This is a genomic window from Bradyrhizobium sp. USDA 4461 (assembly GCF_054055655.1).
In genome coordinates, this window is sequence record NZ_JBSRXM010000001.1 from 5,412,296 (window position 1) to 5,437,198 (window position 24,903).

Sequence of the window (24,903 nt, forward strand, 5' to 3'; positions counted from 1 at the left end):
CCTGCGGTGTTTTGCAAACCAGGCCGGCCGCGTACCTGCGGACCGGGACAGCGGAATTGAGGGGTTTTGCCGATGAAGCGGATTGTCGTCGTTGTCGCGATGCTGGCGTTCGGTGCCGGTGCAGTCGTTGCACAGCAGGATCAAGTCAAGAAGACCCAGGCCATGATGAAGGACAATGGCAAGAATGCGGGTGCGCTGTCGGCGATCATCAAGGGCGAAAAGCCCTACGACCAGGCGACCGTCAATGCCGCGCTGGCCCAGTTCGAGGATACCGCCAAGCAGCTTCCGACGCTGTTCCCCGAGAGCATGAAAGGCGTCAAGCTGGAAGGCGATTACGCCCCTTCGCCGAAAATCTGGGAAGACAAGGCGGGCTTCGCGCAGCAGTCCGCGAGCTTCGCGAAGGTCGTCACCGATGCCAAGGGCAAGATCAAGGACGTCGATACACTGAAGGCCGAGCTGGGCGTGATCGGCAAGCAGTGCGGCGGCTGCCACGAGACCTATCGCGTCAAGAAGGGCTGATCGCCATTCCATCAACGAAAAGGGCGGACGCTTTAGGGCGTCCACCCTTTTTTGTGTCGGCCGTTTCTGTTGGCGTTGCGTCGCGAACGATTACTTCGTCACCTGGCCGCGGATCTCGCCGCCAGGGTTGGCCGCGGTGTGGACGTTGACATAGTACTTGCCGGCGAGCAGATCGGCGGCCTGCGCATCGGTCAGCGTGGCGCTGCCTTCGACCGGGCTCGACGTCGCGTTCGGGATCGCGACCGCGACACCGGAATTCTTGCCGGCCTCGGCGGGACCGTGGAAATGCGCCGCCGTGGCCGGGCCTGACAGGCCGGAATAGGTCAGTTTCCAGCTGAGTTTCTTGCTGGCCGCGTCGTAGTCGATATCGGCAGTGCCGGTGCCGGCGCTGGTGTTGGCAGGCACTTCGGACTTGCCGTCCAGTTTGGCGTGCAGCTTCTCGGCGAAGGCCGGACCGGCGAGGGCGACGGCAGCACCGAGTGTCAGCGTGGCAAGCAAGGTCTTGTTTGGCATGGTTCTCTCCCCTTTGACGTCACAGGACGGTTGCAGTTTCTTCAACAGCGGGTTTGCCGAATTATTCCCAAAATGATCGTGAGCTGCGGCAAATTTGATGAGAGCTTGTACGACGGGTTGTCATCATAGTGGTTGATATGCTGACGCGACCAATGACGGATCGGTGAATGTTGCGACGAATTCTTCTCCTTGCCGGCCTCGCCAGCATCATCGGCCTCAGTGTGTACTGGTGGCTGACCATCCCCGCGACCGTTGCTGCGAGCGCGCTGCCCGCCTACCAGCCCAACCTGGCCAACGGCCTCACAACGTTCAACGCGGGAGGATGTTCCTCCTGCCACGCCGTGCCGAAGCAGGACGACCGCACCAGATTGGGCGGCGGGCTCGCGATCCCGTCGCCGTTCGGCACCTTCTACGCGCCGAACATCTCGCCGGATCCGAACGACGGCATCGGCCGCTGGAGCGAGGCCGATTTCGTCACCGCGGTCATGAAGGGGACCTCGCCGTCAGGTACGCACTATTTCCCTGCGTTTCCTTACACGTCGTATCAGCACGCCAGGGTCAATGACGTGCGCGACCTGTTCGCCTATCTGAAGACCCTGCCGCCGGTTGCCGGCAAGGTGCGCGACCATGATTTGCCGTTCCCCTTCAACATCAGGCGGAATGTCGGGGTCTGGAAATTCCTGTTCATGGACGACAAGCCGTTCATCGCGGACGCAAGCCGCTCGGCGCAGTGGTATCGTGGGGCCTATCTGGTCAACAGCTTCGGCCATTGCGCCGAATGTCATAGCCCGCGGAATTTTCTCGGCGGCATCATCACCGCGCAGCGCTTCGCCGGCGGCCCGAATCCGGAAGGCGAAGGCTGGGTGCCCAACATCACGCCGAGGGGTATCGCGGACTGGAGCGCAAAGGATGTCGCCTATTTCCTCGAGAGCGGGCAGACGCCGGACGGCGACAGCGCCGGCGGATCGATGGTGCGCGTGATCCGCAACACCTCGCAGCTCTCATCAAGTGATCGCGACGCGATCGCCGACTACATCAAGTCGCTGCCGCCGGTCGAGGGGCCGCCGAAGCCGACGAAGCCCGAGAAGAAGCCCTAGCAGCGGGTTCCTGTTTGAGCATGATCCGCTCGGAAAGCCGCTTCGCACTTTACCGGATCATGCTCTACTTCGCGCCGAACGCCTTGAAGGTTATGATGGTGAGGGTGTCCTGGATGCCCGGGATCACCTGAACCTTCTCGTTGATGAAATGGCCGATGTCGGTGTCGTGGTCGACATAGAACTTGACCAGGAGGTCGTAATTGCCCGCGGTGGAATAGATCTCGGACGCAATCTCGGCTTCCGCCAGCGCGTTGGCGACGGTGTAGGACTGGCCGAGCTTGCATTTGATCTGGACGAAGAAAGGAACCATCAAAGTCGTCTCCGGGGTTTTGGCCGACTATAGGCCAAAAACCGGCGGCCAAGGCAAGGGGACAGGAAGGGGCAAGGCAACGGCAACTCAAGGCCAACGCGCGGCAAAGTCAGGCGAACTTGCTGCCGGTGCGCGGCCGGGCTAGGACAGGCCATGGTCCCAATTGTCACGATCTTATTCGTCTCGACCGCCGGTGTCGCACGATGACGCCGATCGCGCTCACCATTGCGGGCTCGGATTCCTCCGGCGGGGCGGGTATCCAGGCCGACCTCAAGAGCTTCGCGGCGCTCGGGGTCTATGGCGCCTCCGCGATCACGGCGCTGACCGCGCAGAACACCACCGGGGTCAGCGGCATCCATCCGGTGCCGGCGGCATTCGTCACCGCCCAGCTTGATGCGGTGTTCTCCGACCTCGATGTCGGTGCGGTCAAGATCGGCATGGTGGCGCAAACTGAGACCATCGCTGCGATCGCCGAAGGGCTGACGCGCTGGGCGCCGCGCCACGTCGTGCTCGATCCGGTGATGGTCGCAACCTCAGGCGATCGGCTGCTGGCCGCCGAGGCGGTCGATGCGCTGAAGTCCATGCTGTTTCCACTGGCCTCGCTGATCACGCCGAACCTGCCGGAAGCGGCGGCGCTTTTGAACGAGCCGGTCGCCTCGACCGAAGCCGATGTCGAGCGGCAGGGCAAGCGATTGCTGGCGATGGGATGTCGCGCGGTGCTGGTCAAGGGTGGCCACAGACATGGTGCTGACAGCATCGACTATCTGATCGACGCCGAGCGCAGCATCGCGCTGTCGGCGCCGCGCGTCGCGACGGCAAACACGCATGGCACCGGTTGCTCGCTGTCGTCGGCGATCGCGGCAGGACTCGCGAAGGGTGAGACGATGGAGACTGCCGTGCGTCATGCCAAGGCCTGGATCACGGACGCGATCGCCGCCGCCGATCGTTTTGCCGTCGGCCACGGCCATGGGCCGGTGCATCATTTTCACAATTACTACTGATTGCCTGTAGCCCGGATGAAGCGCAGCGCAATCCGGGAATGAACCCTCCGCGCGCGAAGGCCCCGGATTACGCTCGTTTGCAACGGTGAAGCCCGTCATTGCGAGGAGCGTCAGCGACGAAGCAATCCATATCCCCGCTTGCGAGGCGATGGATTGCTTCGCTTCGCTCGCAATGACGGTGGACGAGAGCTCCCGTGCATTTCCGTAATGCCCGTTCCACACAGCGGCGACCGCCCGTGTCGCCAGATTGTCGCACGCCGCTGTTATCCGCATTGGAGGGGCGTACTGCTGATTCTCGTTAACTGTTTGTGGGGCCTTGGGTCGCGGGGATCGTCATCGCCTTGTCACAGGAATCTGTTAGGTGCACAGGCATGGGAAGTGACTCCTTGAGTGAAGAAAGCCCCGAGCGGCGCTTTCGCACTTTGTTTATCTCCGATGTCCATCTCGGAGCCCGCGGTTCGCAAGCCGACCGTCTGCTGGACTTCCTCCGCTCTCACGATGCCGACACGATCTACCTGGTTGGTGATATCGTGGACGGCTGGGCGCTGAAGTCGAACTGGTACTGGCCACAGACCCACAACGATTTCGTGCAGAAGATGCTGCGCAAGGCGCGCAAGGGCGCCAAGGTGATCTACGTCCCGGGCAACCACGACGAGTTCCTGCGCAAATATTACGGCACGCATTTCGGCGGCATCGATGTGGTGGAGAACACCGTTCACACCGGCGCCGACGGCAAGCGCTACCTCGTGATCCACGGCGACATCTTCGATCTCGTGGTGCAGAACGCGCGCTGGCTCGCCCATCTCGGCGACAAGGCCTACGACTTCGCGATCCAGATGAACCGCTTCGTCAACTTCTTCCGCAAGATGTTCGGCGTGCCCTATTGGTCGCTATCGCAATGGGCCAAGCTGAAGGTCAAGAAGGCGGTGAACTATATCGGCGCGTTCGAGGCGACATTGGCGGGAGAGGCGCGGCGTCACGGCTGCGACGGCGTGATCTGCGGACACATCCACTACGCGACGATTCATGACGAGCACGGCATCCGCTACATGAATTGCGGCGACTGGGTGGAGAGCTGCACCGCGCTCGCCGAGCATGAGGACGGCCATTTCGAGATCATCACCTGGACCGATCCGGTGCGCCGGATCGCGCCCGTTCCGCGAGTGACGGCACGCGCTGCATGACGCATATCCTGGTCGCGACCGATGCGTGGCATCCCCAGGTCAACGGGGTTGTCCGCACGCTGACCATGATGGCGCAGGCGGCGAAATCGCTCGGCGTCGAGGTGAGCTTCCTGACGCCGGACGAGTTCCGCACCTTCGCGATGCCGAGCTACCGCGATCTGCGGCTGGCGCTGCCCTACCAGGCCAAGGTCGCGAGCCTGATCGAGGCGGCCAAGCCCGACAGCATCCATATCGCGACCGAGGGCCCGATCGGGCTCTCGGTGCGCCGCTATTGCCGCAAGCACGGCCTGCCGTTCACGACTAGCTTCCATACCCGCTTTCCGGAATACGTGTCAGCACGCACGCCGGTCCCGGAGGCCTGGGTGTGGCGCGCGCTGCGCTGGTTCCACCGGCCAAGCCGGGCAGTGATGGCCGCGACCCCGGCCCTGGCGGCCGAGCTGCGCCAGCGCGGCTTCCGCAACGTGGTGCTGTGGTCGCGTGGCGTCGACACCGCTCTGTTCCATCCGCGCGACGTCGATCTCTGCCTGCCGCAGCCGGTCTATCTCAGCGTCGGCCGGGTGGCGGTGGAGAAGAACCTCGAGGCATTCCTCGATCTCGACCTGCCCGGCACCAAGGTCGTGGTCGGCGACGGCCCGGCGCGGGCGGCGCTGGAGCGGAAATATCCGGACGCCGTTTTCCTCGGCGCCCGCCATGGGGAAGAATTGGCTGAGATCTACGCCGCGGCCGATGTGTTCGTTTTCCCGAGCCGCACCGATGCGTTCGGTTTGGTGCTGCTCGAGGCGTTGGCGAGCGGCCTGCCGGTTGCCGCTTTTCCGGTCACCGGTCCTCGCGACGTGATCGGCGCGGCGCCGGTCGGCGTGCTCGACGACGATCTGCACCACGCCTGCCTCGAGGCACTCAGCATTCCGCGCCAGGCCTGCGTCGATTTTGCCGCGCTCCACACCTGGCAGGCGTCGGCCCGGGTGTTCATCGATCGCTGCATGAATGTCCGCCCCGCGCCGCCGGACGGTGAGGGGGAGGCATTGGAATTCGGTGCCGGAGAGCATCATTTTGCGGCATTGCCGGCGAGCCACCAAACCTCACGCTAAAGCGTCTTGCCGGGCTGCCTGCCGGCGCGATACAAATTGCGGATGACGGACACCGTTCTAAATCCACCCGTCGCTGCCGCGGACATTGATGCCGCCGCAAGGGTGGTCGCGCCGTTCGCGGTGCGCACGCCGCTGCTGACCTTTCCCGTTCTCAACGAACGCGTCGGGAGCCGGGTCTTCCTCAAGCCCGAGATGTTGCAGCGGACCGGATCGTTCAAGTTCCGCGGCGCCTTCAACAAGCTCGCCTCGATCCCACAGGACAAGCGGAGCAGCGGCGTCGTGGCGTTCTCCTCGGGCAACCATGCCCAGGGCGTGGCCGCGGCGGCGAAGATCCTCAACATGCAGGCGACCATCGTGATGCCTGCGGACTCGCCGCTCACCAAGCGCGAGCGGACCAAGTCCTACGGCGCAGAGGTCGTGCTGTACGATCGCGATCGCGACGACCGTGCGGCGATCGCCAGCGGCATCGCCAGCAAGCGTGGCGCGACGCTCGTGCCTCCCTATGACGATCCCTTGGTGATCGCGGGCCAGGGCACCGCCGGCCGCGAGATCGCCGAGGACATGGCCGCGCTCGGGCTTGTGCCCGACATCGTCGTGGCGCCGGCTTCCGGCGGCGGCCTGATCGCCGGTGTCGCCACCGCGGTGAAGGTCAAGTATCCGCAGGCCCAGGTGATCGTCGCCGAGCCCGCGGGCTACGACGATCATGCCTTGTCGCTCAAGGTCGGCCATCGCGAAGCGCATGCGGTTGCGCCGCGCACCATCTGCGACGCGCTGATGGCGATGATGCCGGGCGAGCTGACCTTCGCCATCAACAGCAAGCTGCTGGCAAACGGCGTCAGCGCCTCCGACGACGAGGTCGGTGCCGCCGTCGCGTTTGCCTATCGCGAGCTGAAGCTCGTGGTCGAGCCGGGTGGCGCAATCGGTCTCGCCGCGCTGCTGGCGGGCCGGATCGACGCCAAAGGCAAGAACGTCGTCATCGTGCTCTCCGGCGGCAATGTCGATGCCGACCTGTTCGCGAAGCTCGTCGCCTGAGATCAGCAGTTTGAAAAGAAGGGGGCAGGGCGGTGGTCGCACTGCCTCCGTTTCGTTGTGCTGCGGATCAGTGCCTGAACCCGCCACCGTGGCCGCCGCCGATTCCGCCGACGTGCGAGCCTGATGAACCCGAATGGAAGGCCGTATGGCTGCCGCCTGATCTCATCCGGTTGACTGGCATGCTCTGCCGCTCGGTGCGGACATGCTGCCTGCCGTTGCCTTTCATGACGGGGTTCGACGTGTTGCTGCCGGCATTCGTCGCAGGAAGGTTTGCGACTTTGCTCTTGCCGATCGAGCCCGGCATGCCGACCGGCTTCGCGCCGGGCGCGGGCATGGTCGCGATCTTTCCGGTCGCGCCTTGCGCGCCAGTATTGATCGGCCGGAAGGCCTGACGACTCGAAAGCCGCGTGAACTGCATCAGCGGGATTGCTTTCGGCTGCGCTTGCAGCTTCAGGGCCTGTTGCGCGTAGGGGCTGTTGCTAAAGTTGTCATGGAAGGTCTTGTAGGCGAACGGCGTGTTGGCGAGCACCGCCTTGTGCCAGGCCGCGACCTGCATCCAGTTGGTCAGCAGGAAGCGGATGCGGTCACACAGCGGATCGCGCGGATAGAGCCGGATGAATTCCTCATAATAGTCCGGCCGGCCCTCCGACAGCACGAAGTCATAGGCCTGGCGCACCGAGCGGTTCGGCAGGTTCGACGCCATCTGCACCACCGGGCCATTCGCCGGCGCGCGCGCCGCCGCCATCGCGGTGTCGCCGAAGAAAGTGAAATCGGAGGTCAGCGACGAGCTTTCCCACGGCGTCTGCCGGCCGTCGGTTGCCGAGTTGACCTCGAGGCGAACGCGCTTGAACAGCTGCTCGATCGGCAGATTGGGCTGGCGCGCCAGGCGCAGGAAGGCGTTGGTGTAAGGGCTGTGGCCGTCGTTGCTGCCGTCCTGCGCTTCCATGCCGGGCGCGGTCGAATAGCCGACGATCGAGCCGCTCGGCGCGTCAACGACGGCAAGGCCGCGGCCGGCATCGTTGACGTCAGGGAACGGGTTGTTGCGGCAGGCATCGAGCACCACGATGCGCATCCGGCTCGGGATGTTCTCGAGCGTGCCCATCACGTCGACGAGGCGCACCGAATTGCCGTCGAGATCGGACGGCGTCGCGATCCTGGCGTCGACCGGAATCAGATAGTTCTCGCCGGCGAGCTGCACGCCGTGGCCGGCGTAATAGATCATCGCGACCGTGTTGGGGCCGCGCGCGGCGACCTTGTCGGAAAAGTCCCGCAACACCTTCACCATGTCGCCCTGCCTGAGGTCGGTCGCGGCGATCACCTCGAAGCCGGCCGCGTTCAACAGCTCGGCCATCGACTGCGCGTCGTTGCCGGGATTGGCGAGCTTCGGTGCGTTCTGATAGTTGGCATTGCCGATCACCAGTGCGACGCGCTGCTCGGCTCCGCGCAACGCAGCGGGCGTCGTGCCAGCCGGCATCGCCGGTGACGCGGCTTGATCGACGGATTGCGCCGGCGCCTGCGCAGCATTGCCGACGGTGATGTTGCCGCTCTCGGCAATTCCTGCGCGGGGCGCAGCAAGGCTGAACAGGCCGAGCAATGCGGCCGATATCATCATCGATGTCAGGCGGACCATGGCGCACTCCTAGGCTGATCCCGGTGCGGGACCCGGTCGTGGGAGGCTAGGCGTAGATGCGGCCGCGGTACGTGAGCTGGGTCACGCAACGGAGGTGCGCGGTTGGAGATCGTCCGCGCTTACGAAAAGAACGCGATCTTCTCGGCCTGGCTCATGCGGCGGATCGGCGCGAGCGGGTCGTTGGCTGCGACATTCGGCTTCTTCAACAGGCCGCTCGCGATGATGGTCGAGCCGAGCGAGACTTCCGCTGCGGGCGCGGCGGCAGCCTCGACGGCGGGCGGGAGAGGCGGCGGCACGGGAGCCGGCGCTTCGGCAACGGCTGCGACCGCGACCGGTGCGGGCTCGACCTTGATCTCGGCCTTGATCTCAACCTTGGGCTCGGGCGCCGGTGCAGGCTCGGGCTGAATGGCGGGTGCCATCATTTCGGGCTCGGCCGCCATCGCCTCCGCGACGCGCATCTCCTCGGCTGCGCGCATCTCCTCTGCGATCGCCTCTTCGTCGATCGGATCGGGCGCGCCCATCTCCATCGCGATCAGGTCGAGCACCGCTTCGTCCTGGGCGTCGGCGGCGGCCTCGTCGGTGACGCGGGCAAGCTCTGCGGCTTCGGCTTCGGCCAGTGCGGCTTCAGCCTTGATCCAGGCTTCGCTCGGCTGCGGCGCAGCGGCTGGGGCCGGCTCAGCGGGGGGTATTGTAGCAGGCTCCTGAGCCGGCGCTGGCGGCGTGGCGGCCATCGTGGCTTCCGGGGGCGCACTATCGGCGGCGGCGCTTTCGGCCACCGGTGGCGGCGAGGGAGCAGCTGCGGGCGGCTCCGCGACCGGTGCCTCGGCCACAACAGGTTCGGCCGCGGGCGTCGCCTTGTCCGGATCGAACTCGCCGAGCCGGCGGGCCAGCGCCGCGAAGGCGGTCTCCAGCACGGCCTTGGCGTCATCAATCGACACCTCGGCGGCGCCGGCCTCGATCGCGCTGGCCTGCGAATCGATGATGTCGCAGATCCGGCCGTCATTGCCGATCTCGCGCAGCCGCCAGGAGATTTCGCGAATCACGCGCACGCCCTTGCGCACCGGCGCGAGGTTCTGTTCGAAGCTGATGCCGTCAAGCGCTGAGATGGCGGAGGCCTGGGCAGCCTCGATCGCGCCGCGCAGGGCGGCCAGCGTCTGGGCCAGCTGCTCGTCCCTGATCGCCGCGGCGGCGGCCTGCCGCTGCGCGCTGAGGCTTTCCTCGATCCGCGCCACCGCATCGAGCACCATGCGCGTGTCGGCATTGCGGTTGCGCTTGGCGTATTCGCCGAGGAACCAGCGGCCCCGCGACGTCTCCATGAAGGCCGCGCTGATCGCAGCATAATCCTCCTCGCTCGGCAGGGCCGCGCGGGCGGATATCGGCGACAGGGCGAATGCTTCTTCGGCCATCACAATCTCTCCGCGCAAATCACTGCGCGTTGGGTTAACGATCATCACGATATCGCGCGAATCGCAATTGAATTGATGTCTTCCGAATCACAAATCCCCATTGCAGCAAAGGTTGCATCGCGGCGATTCGCGCGCAGCCTCGCGGCATTCTATGCCACGCTGTTCGGGATGACCGGGGTTCACTTGCCGTTTTTCACGGTGTGGCTGAAGGCGATCGGCATCGATGCCACCTGGATCGGCATCATCACCGCGGTGCCGCCGGTGACGCGCTTCACCGTGCTGCCGCTGGTCACCGCCACGGCGGAGCGGCGCCAGATGCTGCGCGGCGCGATCATTGCCACGGGATTCGCCACCGCGTTCGGCTTTGCGGTGATCGGCACCCAGCACCACCCATTCGTGCTGCTCGCGGTCTATGCGCTGACCTGCTGCGTCTGGACGCCGATGGTGCCGTTGACCGACGCCTATGCGCTGCGCGGCGTCAGGCAGTTCGGCCTCAATTACGGACCGTTGCGGCTGTGGGGCTCGGCGGCCTTCGCGGTCTGCGCGCTGATCAGCGGGTTCCTGCTGCGCTATGTCGCCGAGGTCGATCTGATCTGGATCATCACGGCCATGACCCTGCTTGGCGCGCTGGTCGGGCTGACCTTGCGGCCGCTCGGTCGTCCAGTGACCTCAGTCGCGCATGCGATCGGCGCGCCGAAGTTGCTGCGCAATCCGACCTTCCTCGCGATCATCGTGTCCTCAGCGCTGATCCAGGGCAGCCATGGCGCCTATTACATCTTCGCATCGATCGCCTGGCAGCAGGCCGGGCTGAGCGGGCTGACCATTGCGGTTCTCTGGGTGCTCGGCGTCCTCGCCGAGATCGTGCTGTTTGCGGCCTCGCCGCGCTTCACGCTGCCGTCGGCGGTGCTGGTGATGATCGCGGCCGCCAGCGCCGTGGCGCGCTGGGCGATCACCGCGCAGGAGCCGCCGCTTGCAGTGCTTGCCGTAGTCCAGCTCGGACACGGGTTGAGTTTCGGCCTGACGCAGGTCGGCGTCATGGGCCTGATGGTGCAGCATGTGCCGGGGCACGTGATGGCGCGCGCGCAAGGCTATCTCACCGCCTGCGGCGGCATCGTCGCGAGCACCACGGCGATCGTCAGCGGCATGGTCTATGCGCGCTTCGGCCTCGGTGTCTACGACATGATGGCCGTGATGGCGGCGATCGGCGGGCTGGTGATGTGGCTGGCGCGTCGACGCCTATCCCATCAGCCCCAGAGTGCGGCGTCGGGCGGATAGACCAGGCTGCCCTCGTAGCGCAGGCCGTTGTCGCGGTCGCTGGCCAGCAGCAGCGGGCCGTCGAGATCGACGAAGCGTGCGGCTTGCGCGATCAGCATCGCCGGTGCCATCGCGAGCGAGGTCGCGACCATGCAGCCGATCATGATCTCGAAGCCGAGTGCACGGGCGACATCCGCCATCGCCAGCGCCTCGGTCAGTCCGCCGGTCTTGTCGAGCTTGATGTTGACCGCATCATAGCGGCCGCGCAGGCCTTGCAGCGAGTTGCGGTCATGCACGCTCTCGTCGGCGCACACCGCAACCGGGCGCTTGATCCGCGCCAGTGCCTCGTCCTTGCCCGCCGGCAGCGGCTGCTCGATCAGCGTGACGCCGGCATCGGCGCAGGCTGCGAGATTGGCGGCGAGGTTGTCGTCCGTCCAGGCTTCATTGGCGTCGACGATCAATTCGGAGGCCGGCGCGGCCTTGCGCACGGCAGCGATCCGCGCGCCGTCGCCATCGCCGCCAAGCTTGATCTTGAGCAGCGCGCGATGCGCGGCCTTGGCGGTGGCTTCCGCCATCGCCTCGGGCGTTCCGAGCGAGATCGTATAGGCGGTGGTACGCGGTTCCGGCGCCGGCCGGCCGAGCAGGTTCCAGATTCGCTGGCCGGCGCGTTTGGCCTGGAGGTCCGCCAGCGCGCAGTCCAGCGCGTTGCGGGCGGCGCCGGCGGGCATGCGAGCCTGCAGGGCGATCCGGCCCATGCCGTTGGCGAGCAGCCCCTGCATGGCCTGGATCGCCTCCAACGTCGCCTCGGGCGTTTCGCCGTAGCGCGGGTAGGGCACGCATTCGCCGCGGCCGATGAAGCCGCCCTGGCTCACCTCGGCCACCACAACCACCGCCTCGGTCTTGGCGCCTCGGCTGATCGTGAACGTCCCCGCGATCGGCCAGCGCTCGATCCGCGCGTTCAGGGAAATCGCTCCTTGTGGGGTGGAAGTCATTTTAAAGTCTACTATTTCCTGAACCGTAGCTTGCGAGCTGCAACCAACTATGGCTGGTTAGTGGCAGATTCGACAAGCCGATCCGGCAAGCCGCCGGAGATCTGCGTGAGCGGCGGCCAACCGGCTTGAGGGGTAGGCAAAAGGTGAGCGGCGACCCGACACTGGAGCGGATAGCCCAAGGCGAAGGACTGGCGCTGTGCGCGGCGGGCAACTGGACCGCCCGCTTTGCTCCCGCGCTCGAGCGGATCGTGTCCGACGCCGAGAAGCTGCGCGGCAGCCGTCCCCACATCTTCATCGACGTGTCGCAGGTCGCGAGCCTCGACACCTTCGGCGCCTGGCTGATCGAGCGGCTGCGCCGCAGCCTCAGCGATCCCAGCGCGGAAGCCGAGATCGCGGGCCTGTCGGCGAATTATTCCAGCCTGGTCGACGAGGTCCGGCGCGTCGGCCCGGCGCCCAGGGTCGTCAGCGATCCGCTGTCGATCACGGGCATGCTCGAGCAGATCGGGCGCACCGTGGCCGGCATCGGCGGCACCATCATCGGCCTGGTCGACATGCTCGGCGCGGTGATCGCCGCGGCGGGCCACGTGCTGATCCATCCGCGCAGCTTCCGCCTGACCTCGACGGTGCATCACCTCGAGCAGGTGTGCTGGCGCGCGGTGCCGATCGTGGTGCTGATCACCTTCCTGATCGGCTGCATCATCTCGCAGCAGGGCATCTTCCACTTCCGCAGGTTCGGCGCCGACATCTTCGTGGTCGACATGCTGGGCGTGCTGGTGCTGCGTGAGATCGGCGTGCTCCTGGTCGCGATCATGGTCGCGGGCCGCTCCGGCTCGGCCTATACCGCCGAGCTCGGCTCGATGAAGATGCGCGAGGAGATCGACGCGCTGCGCACCATGGGCTTCGATCCGATCGAGGTGCTGATCCTGCCGCGCATGCTGGCGCTGGTCCTGGCGCTGCCGATCCTGGCCTTCCTCGGCGCGATGGCGGCGCTCTATGGCGGCGGTCTCGTCGCCTGGCTCTATGGCGGCGTCGATCCGGAGGCCTTCCTGCTCCGCCTTCGTGATGCCATATCGATCGACCATTTCATCGTCGGCATGGTCAAGGCGCCTGTCATGGCGGCGGTGATCGGCATCGTCGCCTGCGTCGAAGGGCTGGCGGTACAGGGTTCGGCGGAATCGCTCGGACAGCACACCACCGCATCGGTGGTGAAAGGGATCTTCTTCGTGATCGTGATGGACGGCGTGTTCGCGATCTTCTTCGCCTCGATCGGGATGTGACCATGGCGGAAGAGGACATCGACGCCATCATTCGGGTCCGCGACATCACCGTGCAATTCGGCAAGACGCGCGTGCTCGACGGCCTCAACCTCGACGTCAAGCGCGGCGAGATCCTCGGCTTCGTCGGCCCCTCGGGCGCCGGCAAATCGGTGCTGACGCGCACCATCATCGGCCTGGTGCCGAAAGTCTCCGGCCGCATCGAGGTGTTCGGCGTCGATCTCGATGCCGCGAGCTCGTCGCAGCGCCGCGCCGTGGAGCGGCGCTGGGGCATCCTGTTCCAGCAGGGCGCGCTGTTCTCCTCGCTCACGGTCCGCCAGAACATCCAGTTTCCGGCGCGCGAATATCTGCGCGTCTCGCAGCGGCTGCTCGACGAGATCATGGTGGCGAAGCTCGTGATGGTCGGCTTGAAGCCCGAAGTCGCCGATCGCTATCCGTCCGAACTGTCCGGCGGCATGATCAAGCGCGTCGCGCTGGCGCGCGCGCTCGCGCTCGATCCGGAGCTGGTGTTTCTCGACGAGCCGACATCGGGCCTCGATCCGATCGGCGCCGGCGATTTCGACGAGCTGGTGCGCACCCTGCAGCGCACTTTGGGGCTGACCGTTTTCATGGTAACCCACGATCTCGACAGTCTTTACACCGCGTGCGACCGTATCGCCGTTTTAGGAAACGGTAAGATCATTGCTGCAGGATCGATCGCCGACATGAAGGCATCGCAGCATCCCTGGCTGCAGCAATATTTCAACGGCAAGCGCGCCCGTGCCGTTGTGGCCTAGCCCATGATCCCGAAACTGGAGACCGGTTGTCCGACGAGATCATGCGCCAACAGCAATTCGACGGGCTCGAGCGCAGGCCGGCTGCGCGAGAGCCCAACAGTGATTAACGCGAGCAATTGATGGAAACGCGGGCGAACTACGTCTTGATCGGTGCTTTCACGCTGGCGGTGATCGCCGCGGCGTTCGGCTTCGTGCTGTGGTTCCAGAGCCTGCACACCACCAAGCAGCGCAGTCCGCTGCGGGTGATCTTCGAGGGGCCGGCGTCGGGCCTGCGCAATGGCGGCAATGTCAATTTTAACGGTATTCGAATAGGGGAAGTCGTCTCGGTGAAGCTCGACAATCCGCGCCGCGTGATCGCGCTGGCGATGATCGAGAACACCGCACCGCTGCGCAAGGACACCCTGGTCGGTCTCGAATTCCAGGGCCTCACCGGTGTCGCCGCGATCTCGCTGAAGGGCGGCGAGGAGGCCGCCCCGCCGGTGCCGCTGGACGAGGACGGCATCCCGGTCCTGACCGCCGACCCCAATGCGCTGCAGGACGTCACCGAGGCGATCCGCGCCACCCTGCAGAACGTCAACCGCATCGTCGCCGACAATCAGCAGTCGGTGAAGAACTCGCTGAAGAATCTCGAGGTCTTCACCGAGGCCTTGGCGCGCAACTCGGAGAAGATCGACAACGTCATGCTCAAGGTCGACGGCGTGATGGGCAAGGCCGACAATCTGATGCTGGGCCTCAACGCGATCGCCGGCGGCAACAATGGCAGCGAGCTGAACCTGATGGTGAAGTCGATCCGCGAGCTCGCCGACAACATCGACAAGCGCTCCAATCTCCTGATCAACGACGGCCGCCGCACGCTGGCCGACATCAGCCGCGCCGTGAACAATTTCGACCGTAATCCGAGCCGGGTGATCTTCGGCGGCAGCAACAACGCCGCCCCCGAGCCCGCACCGGCCCCGGCGGCGCCCGGGCCGCGCCGGCGGCAGTGACGTAGCATCGTCATTGCGAGGAGCGCTAGCGACGAAGCAATCCATTGCTCCGCAAGCGGCGAAATGGATTGCTTCGCTTCGCTCGCAATGACGATAGTTGGCGCCAGCGCGGTATCGCAGATGCGCAGTCTGCGGATCGGTTAGCCCAAACAAAAACGGAGACCTCTCGGTCTCCGTTTTTCGTTCGCTATTCGCAACTCGTGAGTTCTACCCCAGCCGTCCCGCGGCGTGCGCGAGCAGGGTGTAGACCAGCCCGGTCTCCGAGGTCAGGTGACCGGCCAGCTCCTGCTGGCCGCGGCCGTCGCGGGCGACTTCATCGAGCAGACGCTCGAACTCCGCGATGTAGCGGTCGACCGTCTGCTTGAAGCCGCGGTCGGCGCGATACTTGCGGGCCACCTCGTCGAAGGCCTTCTGGCCGGCCGGCGTGTACAGGCGCTTGCTGAACGCCTTGTTCTCGCCGCGCTGGTAGCGGTCCCACATCTCGGCGGCCAGCGTGCGGTCCATCAGCCGGCCGATGTCGAGCGACAGCGACTCCAGCGGATTGGCGGCCGGCTGCTGCGGCTGCTGCTGACGCGGGCGCTGCTGCGCGTCGCGGCCCTGCGGGGCAGGCGGCGGCGCATCGCTGCGGTTGAGCAGGTCGGACAGCCAGCCGTCGCCGTTGTTGGGGCCCGCCGGGCTGACCGACGGGGCCTCGGTGCGGCGCGAGCTCGCCATGCCGAGGTCGGGCGGCGGCAGCGTCGAAGCGCTGTTGCCATTGTCCCGCATCCGTGCGTCGTCCCGCATCCGCAGGTCGGCGCGGCCGCCAGCGGCGGCAGCCATCACCGGCTCCTCGTGGCGGACGCTGGCGCGGTTGGTCGAGACCACGTCGAGGCCGCGGCCGTGATGGGCGACGATGCGGTTCAGCTCGGCGAGCGCCTCGATCTGGTCGACGATCACCTTGCGCATCTGCGCGGTGTTCTCGGCGGCTTCCTGCGGCATCTCGAGCACGCCGCGGCGCAGCTCGTTGCGGGTGGCCTCGAGCTCGCTGTGCATCTCGCTCGCCATCTGCTTCATCGCCGTGACCATCGCGGAGAACTTCTCCGTCGATTCCTTGAACATCGCATCGGTCTCGGCGTTGCTCTGCTGGTAGAGCTCGTTCATCGCGTCGACGGTCTGCTGACGCTCGTTCTCGGCCGCCTGGCGCACCGCCTCGAACTGCCGGCTGATCGCAGCCGAGCCGGCGCCGGCGGTCTCCGCCACCACGCGCGCGATATCGCGGGCGCGCTCCTCGGCCGCGCCGAGCGATTCATCGAGCAGCCCGGTGAAGCGCGACAGCCGCTGGTCGAGATCGGTGGTGCGCAGGTCGATGGTGGTGACCAGCGCTTCCAGCGCCTCCTTGCGTTCGCTGACGGAAGCCGTCGTCGAGCGGTTGGCCTGTTCGACCACGGCAGCCGCCTCGATCAGCGCCTTGCCATGGGTCTCGAACTGGCTCGACAGTGCGCCGAGATCCTCCAGCGCCTTGCCGGTCTTGCTGTTGAACACCGTCAGCTGGTCTTCCAGCGTCTGGGTCGCCACGCCGTTGCGCGAGGTGACGTCGTTCATGGCGGACACGAAGTCGGCCACCCGGGTCACCAGCGCGCGCTCCAGCGAGTTGAGGTTGTCGTGGGCGCCGGTCAACACTTCCTGCAGCAGGATGTTGCCCTCGCGCAGCCGCTCGAACAGCGCGACCGTGTCGGTGCGCAGGATCTTGCTGGTCTCCTGCATCTCGGTGACGGCCGAGATCGAGACCTGGCGCGACTGGTCGATTGCGGCGCGCGAGGCCTGCTCGAGCTCCTTGAGCGACTTGGCCACGGCGCCGGTCGCCTGATCCCCGGCCGAGGTGATGTTGCGGGCGACATCGCCGCCATGCGCCGCCATCGACTGCGAGAAGGCGAGGCCGCGGGTTTCGATCGCCTTCAACGCGTCTGCCGTGGCGCGATCCATGTCGGCCGACAGCTGCGTGGTCTTGGCGGTCAGCGCCTCGACCAGCGAGCCGCGGCGGCCGTCGACCATCTGCGACAGGCGCTCGGTCTGCTGCTGCACATAGGTGACGATCTCGTCGGTCTTGCCGGTCATCGCCGAGCCGAATGCGCTGGTCGCGGACAGCACCGAACGCTCGATGTCGGCGGAAGTCGTCTTGACCTTGGTCGAGACCTCGTTGGACATCGTGATCAATGCGGCCTGGGCGTTCTGCGCCGAGGTCTGGATGTTGTCGGTGGTCTTGGCCGTGACCGAGCCCAGCGCGCGCTCGATATCGGTCGAGAGCGTGCGGATCTGGGCGGCGGCATCAGCCGAGGTCGCCGCAAACGAGCTCTGGGCCTCGCGGGCGCTGCCCAGGATGGTCTGCGCGGTCTCCGCGCTGGTCGTGGTCAGCGAGCGCTCGATCTCGACGGAGATCGCGCGCATCTGGGCTGCCGCTTCGGTGGAGGTTGCCACGAACGAGGTCTGGGCATCGCGGGCGCTGCCGAGGATCGACTGGGCGGTGTTGGTGCCGACCGACGTCAGGGTACGCTCGACATCGGCTGCCAGCGACTTGACGTGGTTGGCAGCTTCCGTGGAGGCGGTGACCAGGGTGTTCTGCGCCTCGCGGGCGCCGGCGGTCAGCACCTCGACGGTGCCCGAGCCTGCCATCGACAGCGCACGCTGGATGTCGGAGGCGAGCGCCGACACCTTGCTTGCAACGTCGGTCGAGGCATTGACCAGTGTGCTCTGGGCTTCACGCGCGCCGGCGGTGATCGATTCCGCGGTGGCGGAGCCGGCCATCGACAGCGAGCGTTCCATGTCGGCGGCCAGTGTCCGGACCAGATCGGTGGCTTCGGTGGATGCGCCTGCCAGCGTGCTCTGGGCCTCGCGGGCCGCGGCGACGATGGCTTCGGCGGTTGCGGAGCCGGCCATCGACAGCGAGCGTTCGATGTCGGCCGACAGCGTGCGGACCAGATTGGTGGCGTCGGTCGACGCGCCGGCCAGCGTGCTCTGGGCCTCGCGAGCGGAGGCGACGACGGCTTCCGCGGTCGCGGTGCCGGCGGTCGAGAGCGAGTGCTGCATGTCGGCCGCGAGCGTGCGGACCAGGTTGGCGGCTTCGGTGGATGCGCCGGCCAGCGTGCTCTGGGCCTCGCGGGCGGAGGCGACGACGGCTTCCGCGGTCGCGGTGCCGGCCATCGACAGCGAGCGCTCGACGTCGCTGGCGAGCGACTTGACCTGACCCGTGACGTCGGTCGACGTCGCGATCAGCGTGGTCTGGGCCTCGCGGGCACCGGTCATGATCGCTTCGGCCGCGGCGGAGCCGGACATCGACAGCGACTGCTCGACGTCGGCCGCGAGCGACTTGACCTGGCTTGCGGCTTCGACCGAGGCGGAGACCAGCGTGGTCTGCGCGTCGCGGGCGCCGGACAGCACGGAGGCTGCGGTGGCACTGCCGGCGGCCTGCAGCGTGCGCTCGACATCCTCCGACAGCGCCTTGATCTGCGAAGCGACGTCTCCGGAGGCGGAGACCAGCGACACCTGGGCGTCGCGGGCGCTGGTGAGGATCGAGTTGGCCGCGGAGGTGCCGACGGCGGTCAGCACGCCCTCGACCTCGGCCGAGCTCAGCTTGAGCTGGTTGCCGACGTCGGCGGACACGGTGAGCAGCGCCTGCTGCGCGGTGCGCGCGCCGGTCTGGATGGTTTCGCTGGTGTTGACCACGAGATTGGTCAGCGAACGCTCGGCGTCCTCGACATGGGACTTGATGCTCGACGACAACAGCTCGGCGCGGGACATCAGGTCCTCGCTGGCCTGGCGGCCGCTGCTCTCGATGCGGCCGGCGACGGCCTCGACGCGCGAGCCCAGGAGGTCCTCGAACTGCGCGACGCGGGTGTCGATGTCGCTCGCGATGACGCCGACGCGGCTCTCGATGCCCTGCTGGATGTCGGCGAAGCGCGCCGAGATGGTGTCGGTCAGGTTCGAGCTATGGCCACTGATGGTCTCGACCAGGCGGGTGTTGTGACCGTTGATGGTGTCGGCGAGGCGGGTGCTGTGGCCGTTGATGGTGTCGACCAGGCGGATGCTGTGGCCGTCGATGGTCTCGGTGACGCCGTTGATACGGTGGTCGACCGCGGCGATCGCCTGCGCGGTGCCTTCGGTCAGGGTCGTGGTGAGCAGGCCGAGGCGCGAGTCGATCGAATGGATCGCCTGGGTGGCGCCTTCGGTCAGCTGGGTCGCGAGCGTGCCGAGATGGCCATCGATGGTGTCGGTGACCGACTTGGCGCGGCTCTCGAAGGTGACTTCGAGCGTCTTCATGCGGCCGTCGATCGCCTCATCCAGCGACTGCAGGCGGCCGTCGAACGAGCCGATCCTGCTGGCGAGCGAACTGTCGAACGACGACAGCTTGTCGGTCAGCGAGGCGTCGAGATTGCTGACGCGGCTGCCGAGCGTGGTCTCGAACTGCAGCAGGCGCTGGTCGAGCGAGGCGGTGATCTCGCCGCTATTGCTGGTGACGCGATGGTCGAAGGTGTCGACATAGGTCTTCAAGCTGTCGGCGATGTCCTGGGTGCGCTGGCCCATGCGCTCGACGATATCGCCGCCGAAGGTCTTCACCGTGCGGTCGAATTCGGAGATATGGCGGGTGATCAGCGCGCCGAGCGTGCCGGAGTCGCGGGCGAATTTCTCGGCGAGCTCGCTGCCGTGGTTCTTCACCAGGTCGTCGAACGCGCTCATCTGCAGCGACAGCGAGTCATGCGCGGTCTCGGTCTGGCCCACCACCTTGGCGACCAGCGAATTGACGGTGACGTCGAGCGCCTCGCTCGCCTTGTCGCCCGATGTCATGATCTGGCCGGCGAGGCGGTTGCCGGCGTCGTCGATCTTGCTGACGAGGTCGTTGCTGCGCAGCTCGAGCTCGAGCAGCAGCGAGTCTGCCGAGTTCTTCAGGGAGTCGTGCACCTCTTCGGTGCGGTCGGAGATGCCATCGACAATCGCAGACGAGCGCTGCTCGAACTCGCCGGTGATGCGGTCGATGCGCTCGTTCAGCATCTCGTGGACGCGATCGGCCAGGTCGACGAATTCGTCATGGACGTGGCCGGTCTTGAAGTTGAGGCTGGTGGTGAGCCGTTCCGATGCATCGAGCACCGCGCGCGTGGTCTCGGCGCTGGCTTCCTCGAGGCGGTCGAGCAGGTCGCCGCCGCGCTCGCCGAGCGCGAGGATCATGTTGTCGCCGGCATGGCTCAGCGCAGTCGTGATGTGCTGGCCGCGCTCTTCCAGCGCGCCGGTGATGCTCTTGGCGACCTCGTCGACGCGCGAGGCGATTGCGTCCGAGATCAGCGCGATGTCGTGGCGCAGGTCGATCTGCACGCCGGAGATCGCGCTGCGCACCTGCTCGGCCTGGCCGACCAGATTGTCGCGCTGATGGGCGATGTCCTGCAGCAGCGCGCGGATGCGCACCTCATTGTCGGAATAGGCGCGTTCCAGCGCAGCGACCTCGTTGGCAACCAAGGTCTCGAGTTCGCCGGCGCGCGCGATCGCGCGCTCGACGCCGTCGCCCATCGCCGCGACCTCGCGGCGGATCGCCTGGCCGACCGTCACCATGGAATCGGCGGCGGCGTTCTCCGGCTCGGAGAAGCGCATCGCGACCTGCGCCATCGATTGCGCGATCATCTGCATGCGCTGGCCGTGCGAGGCGAGGCTGGCGAGATAGTAGAACAGCAGGATCGGAACGGCGAACAGCGCAGCGAGGCCGGCGAGCACCAGCACGCCGGTGCCCTGGGCCATCGAGGCCTGCAGCGCCGGCCAGAACGCGATGGTGAGGATGACGCCGCCGAGCAGCCAGGCGCCGGAGCAGACGAAGAACAGCGTGAAGGCGTTGCGGGCGCGGCCTCCCTGCAACGTTTGCAGCATCTGGCCGATGCTCTCGCGGTCGTCATTGGCGGCGCGGCGCGGCGCGCGCGGTTCCTCGATCGGCTCGAACGCCGAACGTTCGGGAGTCGGACGCTGATCGAACGATGTCGCTGAAAAATCCGGAGCTGACGACGGCAGGCTGGGCGGCGTGGCGCCTTCATTGTGGGGGCTGCGGTTCTCCGCGCCCTGTTCGCTGATGTTGAGGGCTTCCTGGATGGCAGAAAGCGCGACTTCGGTGGGATCTTTGACCTTCTTGGGAGTGTTCGCCATGTTCAGTCTGAGCCCTCTCACTATTTACGCGTCGGCGAGCCTGCGATCGTCCCCACGCATGCTCGAAGCCGGTGCCCACAAGCGGAGCGCAAGCGCCCCCTCGGCGGCTTGTCCGCTACATCCGCAAACATCCTATGGGGAGAGTGATGCGAATGAAATGCTTGCGATTAATACTTTCTTAATCATCGTTAACAGCTTTGCGCCATAAGGCCTTATGGGTACTCGAAATTCCCGCCGCAGCACGCCGATTGTGTCCGGAAATTGTCCAGAATCAGGCGGTTTTGCCGATCATCCCGACAACAATCCGTTAACCAGTTTCGTGATTGGCTGGGCCAACGATCCGCCGGCCAGGGCCGGGCGGAGACGACAGGGACAGGCCATGCCGCTTCATCTCGAACGGGTTGAATGGACACAATCGCCGCCGCTCGCCCCCGGCGACGGCCCGATCGACGTCGAGCACCTCCAGCGCATGACCTTGGGCGACCCGGAGCTCGAACGGGAGGTGCTGGCGATGTTCTCGACCCAGTCGGCCCGGATTCTCGGGGAGCTGGCCGCACTGCCGGCGGAGGCTGCGACCCACGCCCACACCCTGAAGGGATCGGCGCGGGCGATCGGCGCCTTTGGCGTCGCCGAGGCCGCCGCCCGGCTGGAAACCGCGCTGACGGCCGGTTCCGATCCGGCCCAGCCGCTGGCCGCGCTCGGGACCGCGATCGCCGAGGCGCGGACCGCGATCGAGCTGATTCTGGGCCGATCCTAGGCTCCAGCCATCTCCACAGGCCGGCCAGGAGACTTGCCGGCCGGGCTGACAGCTTTTCGGTCTCCGCGCTAGCGCTGCGCGGACCGACCCGTTATACGACTGCCGGGACCTTTCCATCCATCGTCCGGCGCATTCCGGCAGCACGAGCAATCATGGCCAAAATCCACTTTATCGACCATTCCGGCGAGAAACGCTCCATTGATATCGAGAACGGCGCGACGGTGATGGAAGGCGCGATCCGCAACGCCATTCCCGGCATTGAAGCCGAATGCGGCGGCGCCTGCGCCTGTGCGACCTGCCATGTCTATGTCGATGAAGCCTGGCGCGAGAAGGTCGGCGCGCCGTCTCCGATGGAAGAGGACATGCTGGATTTCGGCTTCGACGTGCGTCCGAATTCGCGGCTGTCCTGCCAGATCAAGGTCACCGACGAGCTCGACGGACTGGTCGTGTCGACGCCCGAGCGGCAGGCCTAGAGTTTTTCGGTTCTGATCGAATCAGAACCGAGCTCTCGCTTTTTGCTTTGACGCGTTTGCTTCACGCGAACCGGCGTCCACTTCGCTCGAAAACGCTTCTATTCGCCGTCCGGATTCACACCGCGACGGACCCAGCGGCGGAAGTTCTCCTTGACCTCCGCCGGCAGCGGTGTCGGCCTGCGCGTGGCCTCATCGATCATCACGGTGATCGCCTTTGCCGACGCCACGCAGCGTCCTTCCGAGAACACCACCTGATCGAAGGTGGTCGATGTCCGTCCGAACTTGACGAGGCCGAGCCCGAGCTCGATCCGGCCCGGCCAGTGCAACTCGGCGCGGAAATGGATGTCGAGGCGCACCATGATCCAGCCAAGCCCTGCCGGCATCAGCCCCATGGTCCGATCCTTCACCAGCGTGACGCGGCCGGTTTCGAAATAGCTCGCATACACCGCATTGTTGACGTGCCCGTTGGGGTCGAGATCGGCAAAGCGCACATTGTCGGACAGCCGATAGGGGAAGTCTTCCAGGCGCGGCGCATCGTCAGCACGGACAGGGGCATTCACGAGGGGGATCTCCGTCGGTTTGCCGTCCATACAGCCGAGTTGCGCAGGCTCGGCAAGGGGTTGCCGCGCCAGCCGCTGTCCCTATTATGCATGTCCCGATCCGGCCCATGCTTGGCTGGACAGGCGAGAACCGTGCAGTCGATCTCAACTGAAAAGAAGCGGACATGAGCGAAGCGATCAAGACCGATGTGCTGATTATTGGCGCGGGCCCCTGCGGGTTGTTCGCCGTGTTTGAACTGGGCCTGCTCGACATGAAGGTGCATCTGGTCGACATCCTCGACAAGATCGGCGGGCAGTGCGCCGAGCTTTATCCGGAGAAGCCGATCTACGATATTCCCGGCATTCCGCTGGTCACCGGCCAGGGCCTCACCGACCAGCTGCTGGAGCAGATCAAGCCGTTCGGCCCGACCTTCCATCTCAACGAGATGGTGGAGAGCATCGAGAAGATCGGCGATCCCTTGTTCCGCGTGAAGACCGATGCCGGCAAGGAGTTCGAAGCCAAGGTGGTGGTGATCTCGGCCGGCGGCGGCTCGTTCCAGCCGAAGCGGCCGCCGGTGCCCGGCATCGAGGCCTATGAAGGCACTTCGGTGTTCTATGCCGTGCGCAAGATGGAGCAGTTCCGCGACAAGAACATCCTGATCGTCGGCGGCGGTGATTCAGCGCTCGACTGGACGCTCAACCTGCATCCGATCGCCAAGCGCATCACGCTCTTGCACCGGCGCGACGATTTCCGCGCGGCGCCGCACAGCGTCGAGCAGATGCGCACGCTGGTCGCCGACGGCAAGATGGACCTCAGGATCGGGCAGGTCACCGGGCTCGAAGGCGCCAACGGTCAGCTCTCGGGCGCCGCGCTGAAGGGCAACGACAATGCGCTGTCGACGATCGCCTGCGATACGATGCTGCCGTTCTTCGGGCTCACCATGAAGCTCGGCCCGGTGGCGAACTGGGGCGTCGCGCTGGAGAACAATCTGGTGCCGGTCGACACCGCGGCGTTCGAGACCAACGTCTCAGGCATCTTCGCGATCGGCGACATCAACACCTATCCGGGCAAGCTGAAGCTCATTCTCTCCGGCTTCCACGAAGGCGCGCTGATGGCGCAGAAGGCGCATCGCTACGTCTATCCGGACAAGCGGCTGGTGTTCCAGTACACAACCTCGTCATCAAGTTTGCAGAAGAAGCTTGGCGTGAACTGATTCCGCTCCGACAGCGACCAATGCCGGGGGCACGGGTCAGTTCCTGCGCGGGGCGGGTACTGGAACACTCCGCGAAATGGCCGTAGTCTGCGGCTATTCGGGGTCGTCGATTGATCAGGTGATGATGATGCGGAACACGCTGTCCAGACTTCGGCTGATCCTTGCGATCGCCACGGCCTTTGCGCTGGCGGCTCCGCTTGCCGCCTCGGCGGCCGAGCTGTCGGCAGCCGGCCTCTGGCAGAAGATCGAGGACGGCAAGCCGGAGGGCTGGTTCCTGGTGGTCGAGCGCAACGGCGTGTACGAGGGCATGATCGCGAAGATGTTCGCATCGCCCGACGATCCGCCCAATCCTGTCTGCTCGAAATGCACCGACGATCGCAAGGATATGCCGTGGCTCGGCATTCCCCTGATCCGCGACATGAAGCGCAACGGGCTCGCCTATGAGGGCGGCAACGTGCTCGATCCGCGCAATGGCAAGATCTACAAGGCCAAGATGACGCTGAGCGCCGATGGGCAGACGCTGACCATGCGCGGCTATCTCGGCATCTCGCTGTTCGGCAAGGACGAGGTCTGGACCCGGCTGCCGGACACCGCGATGGCGCAGCTCGATCCTGCGATCGTCGCGAAGTATCTGCCGGCGCAGGCCGCCGCGGTGAAACAGCCGCCGCCACAGCCGCTGAAGAAGCGGTAAGGTTCGCTCTCGAT

General features: G+C 66.0%; 21 protein-coding genes. 14 read left to right on the forward strand and 7 right to left on the reverse strand.

Annotated elements, in window-relative coordinates; translation table 11 throughout:
- Positions 1–72 precede the first annotated feature (72 nt).
- Positions 73–519: a c-type cytochrome gene (locus tag ACVINW_RS25035; protein WP_057016701.1), complete on the forward strand. Its 447-nt coding sequence runs from the start codon at positions 73–75 to the stop codon at positions 517–519.
- Positions 520–609: 90 nt separating this feature from the next.
- On the opposite strand, the gene ACVINW_RS25040 is transcribed toward ACVINW_RS25035, so the two are convergent.
- Positions 610–1,032: a CHRD domain-containing protein gene (locus ACVINW_RS25040; protein ID WP_212015693.1), complete on the reverse strand. Its 423-nt coding sequence runs from the start codon at positions 1,030–1,032 to the stop codon at positions 610–612.
- Positions 1,033–1,199: 167 nt separating this feature from the next.
- Here ACVINW_RS25040 and ACVINW_RS25045 point away from each other — a divergent pair, with 167 nt between their 5' ends.
- Positions 1,200–2,129, forward strand: coding sequence for a c-type cytochrome (locus tag ACVINW_RS25045; RefSeq protein ID WP_456753775.1), 930 nt, complete (start codon positions 1,200–1,202; stop codon positions 2,127–2,129).
- Positions 2,130–2,193: 64 nt separating this feature from the next.
- Here the strand turns inward: ACVINW_RS25045 and ACVINW_RS25050 are convergent, their stop codons facing one another.
- Complete coding sequence (locus ACVINW_RS25050) at positions 2,194–2,439, reverse strand: Lrp/AsnC ligand binding domain-containing protein (protein ID WP_016845986.1); 246 nt, start codon at positions 2,437–2,439, stop codon at positions 2,194–2,196.
- 203 nt (positions 2,440–2,642) lie between these two features.
- Between ACVINW_RS25050 and thiD the strand changes: the two genes are divergently transcribed.
- From thiD to ACVINW_RS25070, 4 genes are all read left to right on the forward strand, one after another.
- Positions 2,643–3,440, forward strand: a complete 798-nt coding sequence (thiD, locus tag ACVINW_RS25055; RefSeq protein WP_456753776.1) for a bifunctional hydroxymethylpyrimidine kinase/phosphomethylpyrimidine kinase — start codon at positions 2,643–2,645, stop codon at positions 3,438–3,440.
- A gap of 371 nt (positions 3,441–3,811) precedes the next feature.
- Positions 3,812–4,624: a UDP-2,3-diacylglucosamine diphosphatase gene (locus ACVINW_RS25060; RefSeq protein ID WP_050403538.1), complete on the forward strand. Its 813-nt coding sequence runs from the start codon at positions 3,812–3,814 to the stop codon at positions 4,622–4,624.
- Positions 4,621–5,712 carry a glycosyltransferase family 4 protein gene (locus tag ACVINW_RS25065; protein ID WP_456753777.1) on the forward strand — a complete coding sequence of 364 codons (1,092 nt, stop codon included), beginning with the start codon at positions 4,621–4,623 and terminating at the stop codon, positions 5,710–5,712. The genes ACVINW_RS25060 and ACVINW_RS25065 overlap by 4 nt, the downstream gene beginning before the upstream one ends.
- A 42-nt stretch (positions 5,713–5,754) precedes the next feature.
- The gene (locus ACVINW_RS25070; RefSeq protein WP_456753778.1) at positions 5,755–6,744 is read left to right on the forward strand and encodes a threonine/serine dehydratase; all 990 of its coding nucleotides are present in this window, start codon (positions 5,755–5,757) and stop codon (positions 6,742–6,744) included.
- 67 nt (positions 6,745–6,811) lie between these two features.
- On the opposite strand, the gene ACVINW_RS25075 is transcribed toward ACVINW_RS25070, so the two are convergent.
- Positions 6,812–8,374, reverse strand: coding sequence for a caspase family protein (locus ACVINW_RS25075; protein WP_456753779.1), 1,563 nt, complete (start codon positions 8,372–8,374; stop codon positions 6,812–6,814).
- Between the two features lie 119 nt (positions 8,375–8,493).
- Positions 8,494–9,780 carry a hypothetical protein gene (locus ACVINW_RS25080; protein WP_456753780.1) on the reverse strand — a complete coding sequence of 429 codons (1,287 nt, stop codon included), beginning with the start codon at positions 9,778–9,780 and terminating at the stop codon, positions 8,494–8,496.
- Positions 9,781–9,855: 75 nt separating this feature from the next.
- Between ACVINW_RS25080 and ACVINW_RS25085 the strand changes: the two genes are divergently transcribed.
- The gene (locus ACVINW_RS25085) at positions 9,856–11,055 is read left to right on the forward strand and encodes an MFS transporter (protein ID WP_456753781.1); all 1,200 of its coding nucleotides are present in this window, start codon (positions 9,856–9,858) and stop codon (positions 11,053–11,055) included.
- Here ACVINW_RS25085 and dgcA read toward each other — a convergent pair.
- The gene (gene dgcA / locus ACVINW_RS25090; RefSeq protein ID WP_456753782.1) at positions 11,025–12,026 is read right to left on the reverse strand and encodes an N-acetyl-D-Glu racemase DgcA; all 1,002 of its coding nucleotides are present in this window, start codon (positions 12,024–12,026) and stop codon (positions 11,025–11,027) included. The two genes, ACVINW_RS25085 and dgcA, sit on opposite strands and share 31 nt — an antisense overlap.
- A 143-nt stretch (positions 12,027–12,169) precedes the next feature.
- On the opposite strand from dgcA, the gene ACVINW_RS25095 reads away from it, so the two are divergent.
- From ACVINW_RS25095 to ACVINW_RS25105, 3 genes are all read left to right on the forward strand, one after another.
- Positions 12,170–13,303 carry an MlaE family ABC transporter permease gene (locus ACVINW_RS25095; RefSeq protein ID WP_456753783.1) on the forward strand — a complete coding sequence of 378 codons (1,134 nt, stop codon included), beginning with the start codon at positions 12,170–12,172 and terminating at the stop codon, positions 13,301–13,303.
- 2 nt (positions 13,304–13,305) lie between these two features.
- The gene (locus ACVINW_RS25100) at positions 13,306–14,076 is read left to right on the forward strand and encodes an ABC transporter ATP-binding protein (protein ID WP_456753784.1); all 771 of its coding nucleotides are present in this window, start codon (positions 13,306–13,308) and stop codon (positions 14,074–14,076) included.
- A 119-nt stretch (positions 14,077–14,195) separates the two neighbouring features.
- Positions 14,196–15,062 carry an MlaD family protein gene (locus ACVINW_RS25105; protein WP_456753785.1) on the forward strand — a complete coding sequence of 289 codons (867 nt, stop codon included), beginning with the start codon at positions 14,196–14,198 and terminating at the stop codon, positions 15,060–15,062.
- Between the two features lie 207 nt (positions 15,063–15,269).
- On the opposite strand, the gene ACVINW_RS25110 is transcribed toward ACVINW_RS25105, so the two are convergent.
- On the reverse strand, positions 15,270–21,215 hold the full coding sequence (locus tag ACVINW_RS25110; protein WP_456753786.1) for an apolipoprotein A-IV repeat region-like domain-containing protein: 5,946 nt from the start codon (positions 21,213–21,215) through the stop codon (positions 15,270–15,272).
- A 379-nt stretch (positions 21,216–21,594) separates the two neighbouring features.
- On the opposite strand from ACVINW_RS25110, the gene ACVINW_RS25115 reads away from it, so the two are divergent.
- Positions 21,595–21,972, forward strand: a complete 378-nt coding sequence (locus ACVINW_RS25115) for an Hpt domain-containing protein (RefSeq protein ID WP_456756491.1) — start codon at positions 21,595–21,597, stop codon at positions 21,970–21,972.
- Between the two features lie 152 nt (positions 21,973–22,124).
- Positions 22,125–22,445: a 2Fe-2S iron-sulfur cluster-binding protein gene (locus ACVINW_RS25120; protein ID WP_021078007.1), complete on the forward strand. Its 321-nt coding sequence runs from the start codon at positions 22,125–22,127 to the stop codon at positions 22,443–22,445.
- 98 nt (positions 22,446–22,543) lie between these two features.
- Here the strand turns inward: ACVINW_RS25120 and ACVINW_RS25125 are convergent, their stop codons facing one another.
- A complete protein-coding gene (locus ACVINW_RS25125) occupies positions 22,544–23,005 on the reverse strand; it encodes an acyl-CoA thioesterase (protein ID WP_456753787.1) in 462 nt (153 codons plus the stop codon).
- A gap of 164 nt (positions 23,006–23,169) precedes the next feature.
- Between ACVINW_RS25125 and ACVINW_RS25130 the strand changes: the two genes are divergently transcribed.
- Both ACVINW_RS25130 and ACVINW_RS25135 read left to right on the forward strand, forming a co-directional pair.
- Positions 23,170–24,198: an NAD(P)/FAD-dependent oxidoreductase gene (locus ACVINW_RS25130; RefSeq protein ID WP_456753788.1), complete on the forward strand. Its 1,029-nt coding sequence runs from the start codon at positions 23,170–23,172 to the stop codon at positions 24,196–24,198.
- Positions 24,199–24,325: 127 nt separating this feature from the next.
- The gene (locus ACVINW_RS25135; protein WP_456753789.1) at positions 24,326–24,889 is read left to right on the forward strand and encodes a DUF2147 domain-containing protein; all 564 of its coding nucleotides are present in this window, start codon (positions 24,326–24,328) and stop codon (positions 24,887–24,889) included.
- The last annotated feature ends 14 nt before the right edge of the window (positions 24,890–24,903 follow it).

Coding starts and splice junctions, on each gene's coding strand:
- ACVINW_RS25035 (WP_057016701.1), top strand. CDS start 73: ATGAAGCGGATTGTCGTCGTTGTCGCGATGCTGGCGTTCGGTGCCGGT.
- ACVINW_RS25040 (WP_212015693.1), bottom strand. CDS start 1,032: ATGCCAAACAAGACCTTGCTTGCCACGCTGACACTCGGTGCTGCCGTC.
- ACVINW_RS25045 (WP_456753775.1), top strand. CDS start 1,200: ATGTTGCGACGAATTCTTCTCCTTGCCGGCCTCGCCAGCATCATCGGC.
- ACVINW_RS25050 (WP_016845986.1), bottom strand. CDS start 2,439: ATGGTTCCTTTCTTCGTCCAGATCAAATGCAAGCTCGGCCAGTCCTAC.
- thiD (WP_456753776.1), top strand. CDS start 2,643: ATGACGCCGATCGCGCTCACCATTGCGGGCTCGGATTCCTCCGGCGGG.
- ACVINW_RS25060 (WP_050403538.1), top strand. CDS start 3,812: ATGGGAAGTGACTCCTTGAGTGAAGAAAGCCCCGAGCGGCGCTTTCGC.
- ACVINW_RS25065 (WP_456753777.1), top strand. CDS start 4,621: ATGACGCATATCCTGGTCGCGACCGATGCGTGGCATCCCCAGGTCAAC.
- ACVINW_RS25070 (WP_456753778.1), top strand. CDS start 5,755: ATGACGGACACCGTTCTAAATCCACCCGTCGCTGCCGCGGACATTGAT.
- ACVINW_RS25075 (WP_456753779.1), bottom strand. CDS start 8,374: ATGGTCCGCCTGACATCGATGATGATATCGGCCGCATTGCTCGGCCTG.
- ACVINW_RS25080 (WP_456753780.1), bottom strand. CDS start 9,780: ATGGCCGAAGAAGCATTCGCCCTGTCGCCGATATCCGCCCGCGCGGCC.
- ACVINW_RS25085 (WP_456753781.1), top strand. CDS start 9,856: ATGTCTTCCGAATCACAAATCCCCATTGCAGCAAAGGTTGCATCGCGG.
- dgcA (WP_456753782.1), bottom strand. CDS start 12,026: ATGACTTCCACCCCACAAGGAGCGATTTCCCTGAACGCGCGGATCGAG.
- ACVINW_RS25100 (WP_456753784.1), top strand. CDS start 13,306: ATGGCGGAAGAGGACATCGACGCCATCATTCGGGTCCGCGACATCACC.
- ACVINW_RS25105 (WP_456753785.1), top strand. CDS start 14,196: ATGGAAACGCGGGCGAACTACGTCTTGATCGGTGCTTTCACGCTGGCG.
- ACVINW_RS25110 (WP_456753786.1), bottom strand. CDS start 21,215: ATGGCGAACACTCCCAAGAAGGTCAAAGATCCCACCGAAGTCGCGCTT.
- ACVINW_RS25115 (WP_456756491.1), top strand. CDS start 21,595: ATGCCGCTTCATCTCGAACGGGTTGAATGGACACAATCGCCGCCGCTC.
- ACVINW_RS25120 (WP_021078007.1), top strand. CDS start 22,125: ATGGCCAAAATCCACTTTATCGACCATTCCGGCGAGAAACGCTCCATT.
- ACVINW_RS25130 (WP_456753788.1), top strand. CDS start 23,170: ATGAGCGAAGCGATCAAGACCGATGTGCTGATTATTGGCGCGGGCCCC.
- ACVINW_RS25135 (WP_456753789.1), top strand. CDS start 24,326: ATGCGGAACACGCTGTCCAGACTTCGGCTGATCCTTGCGATCGCCACG.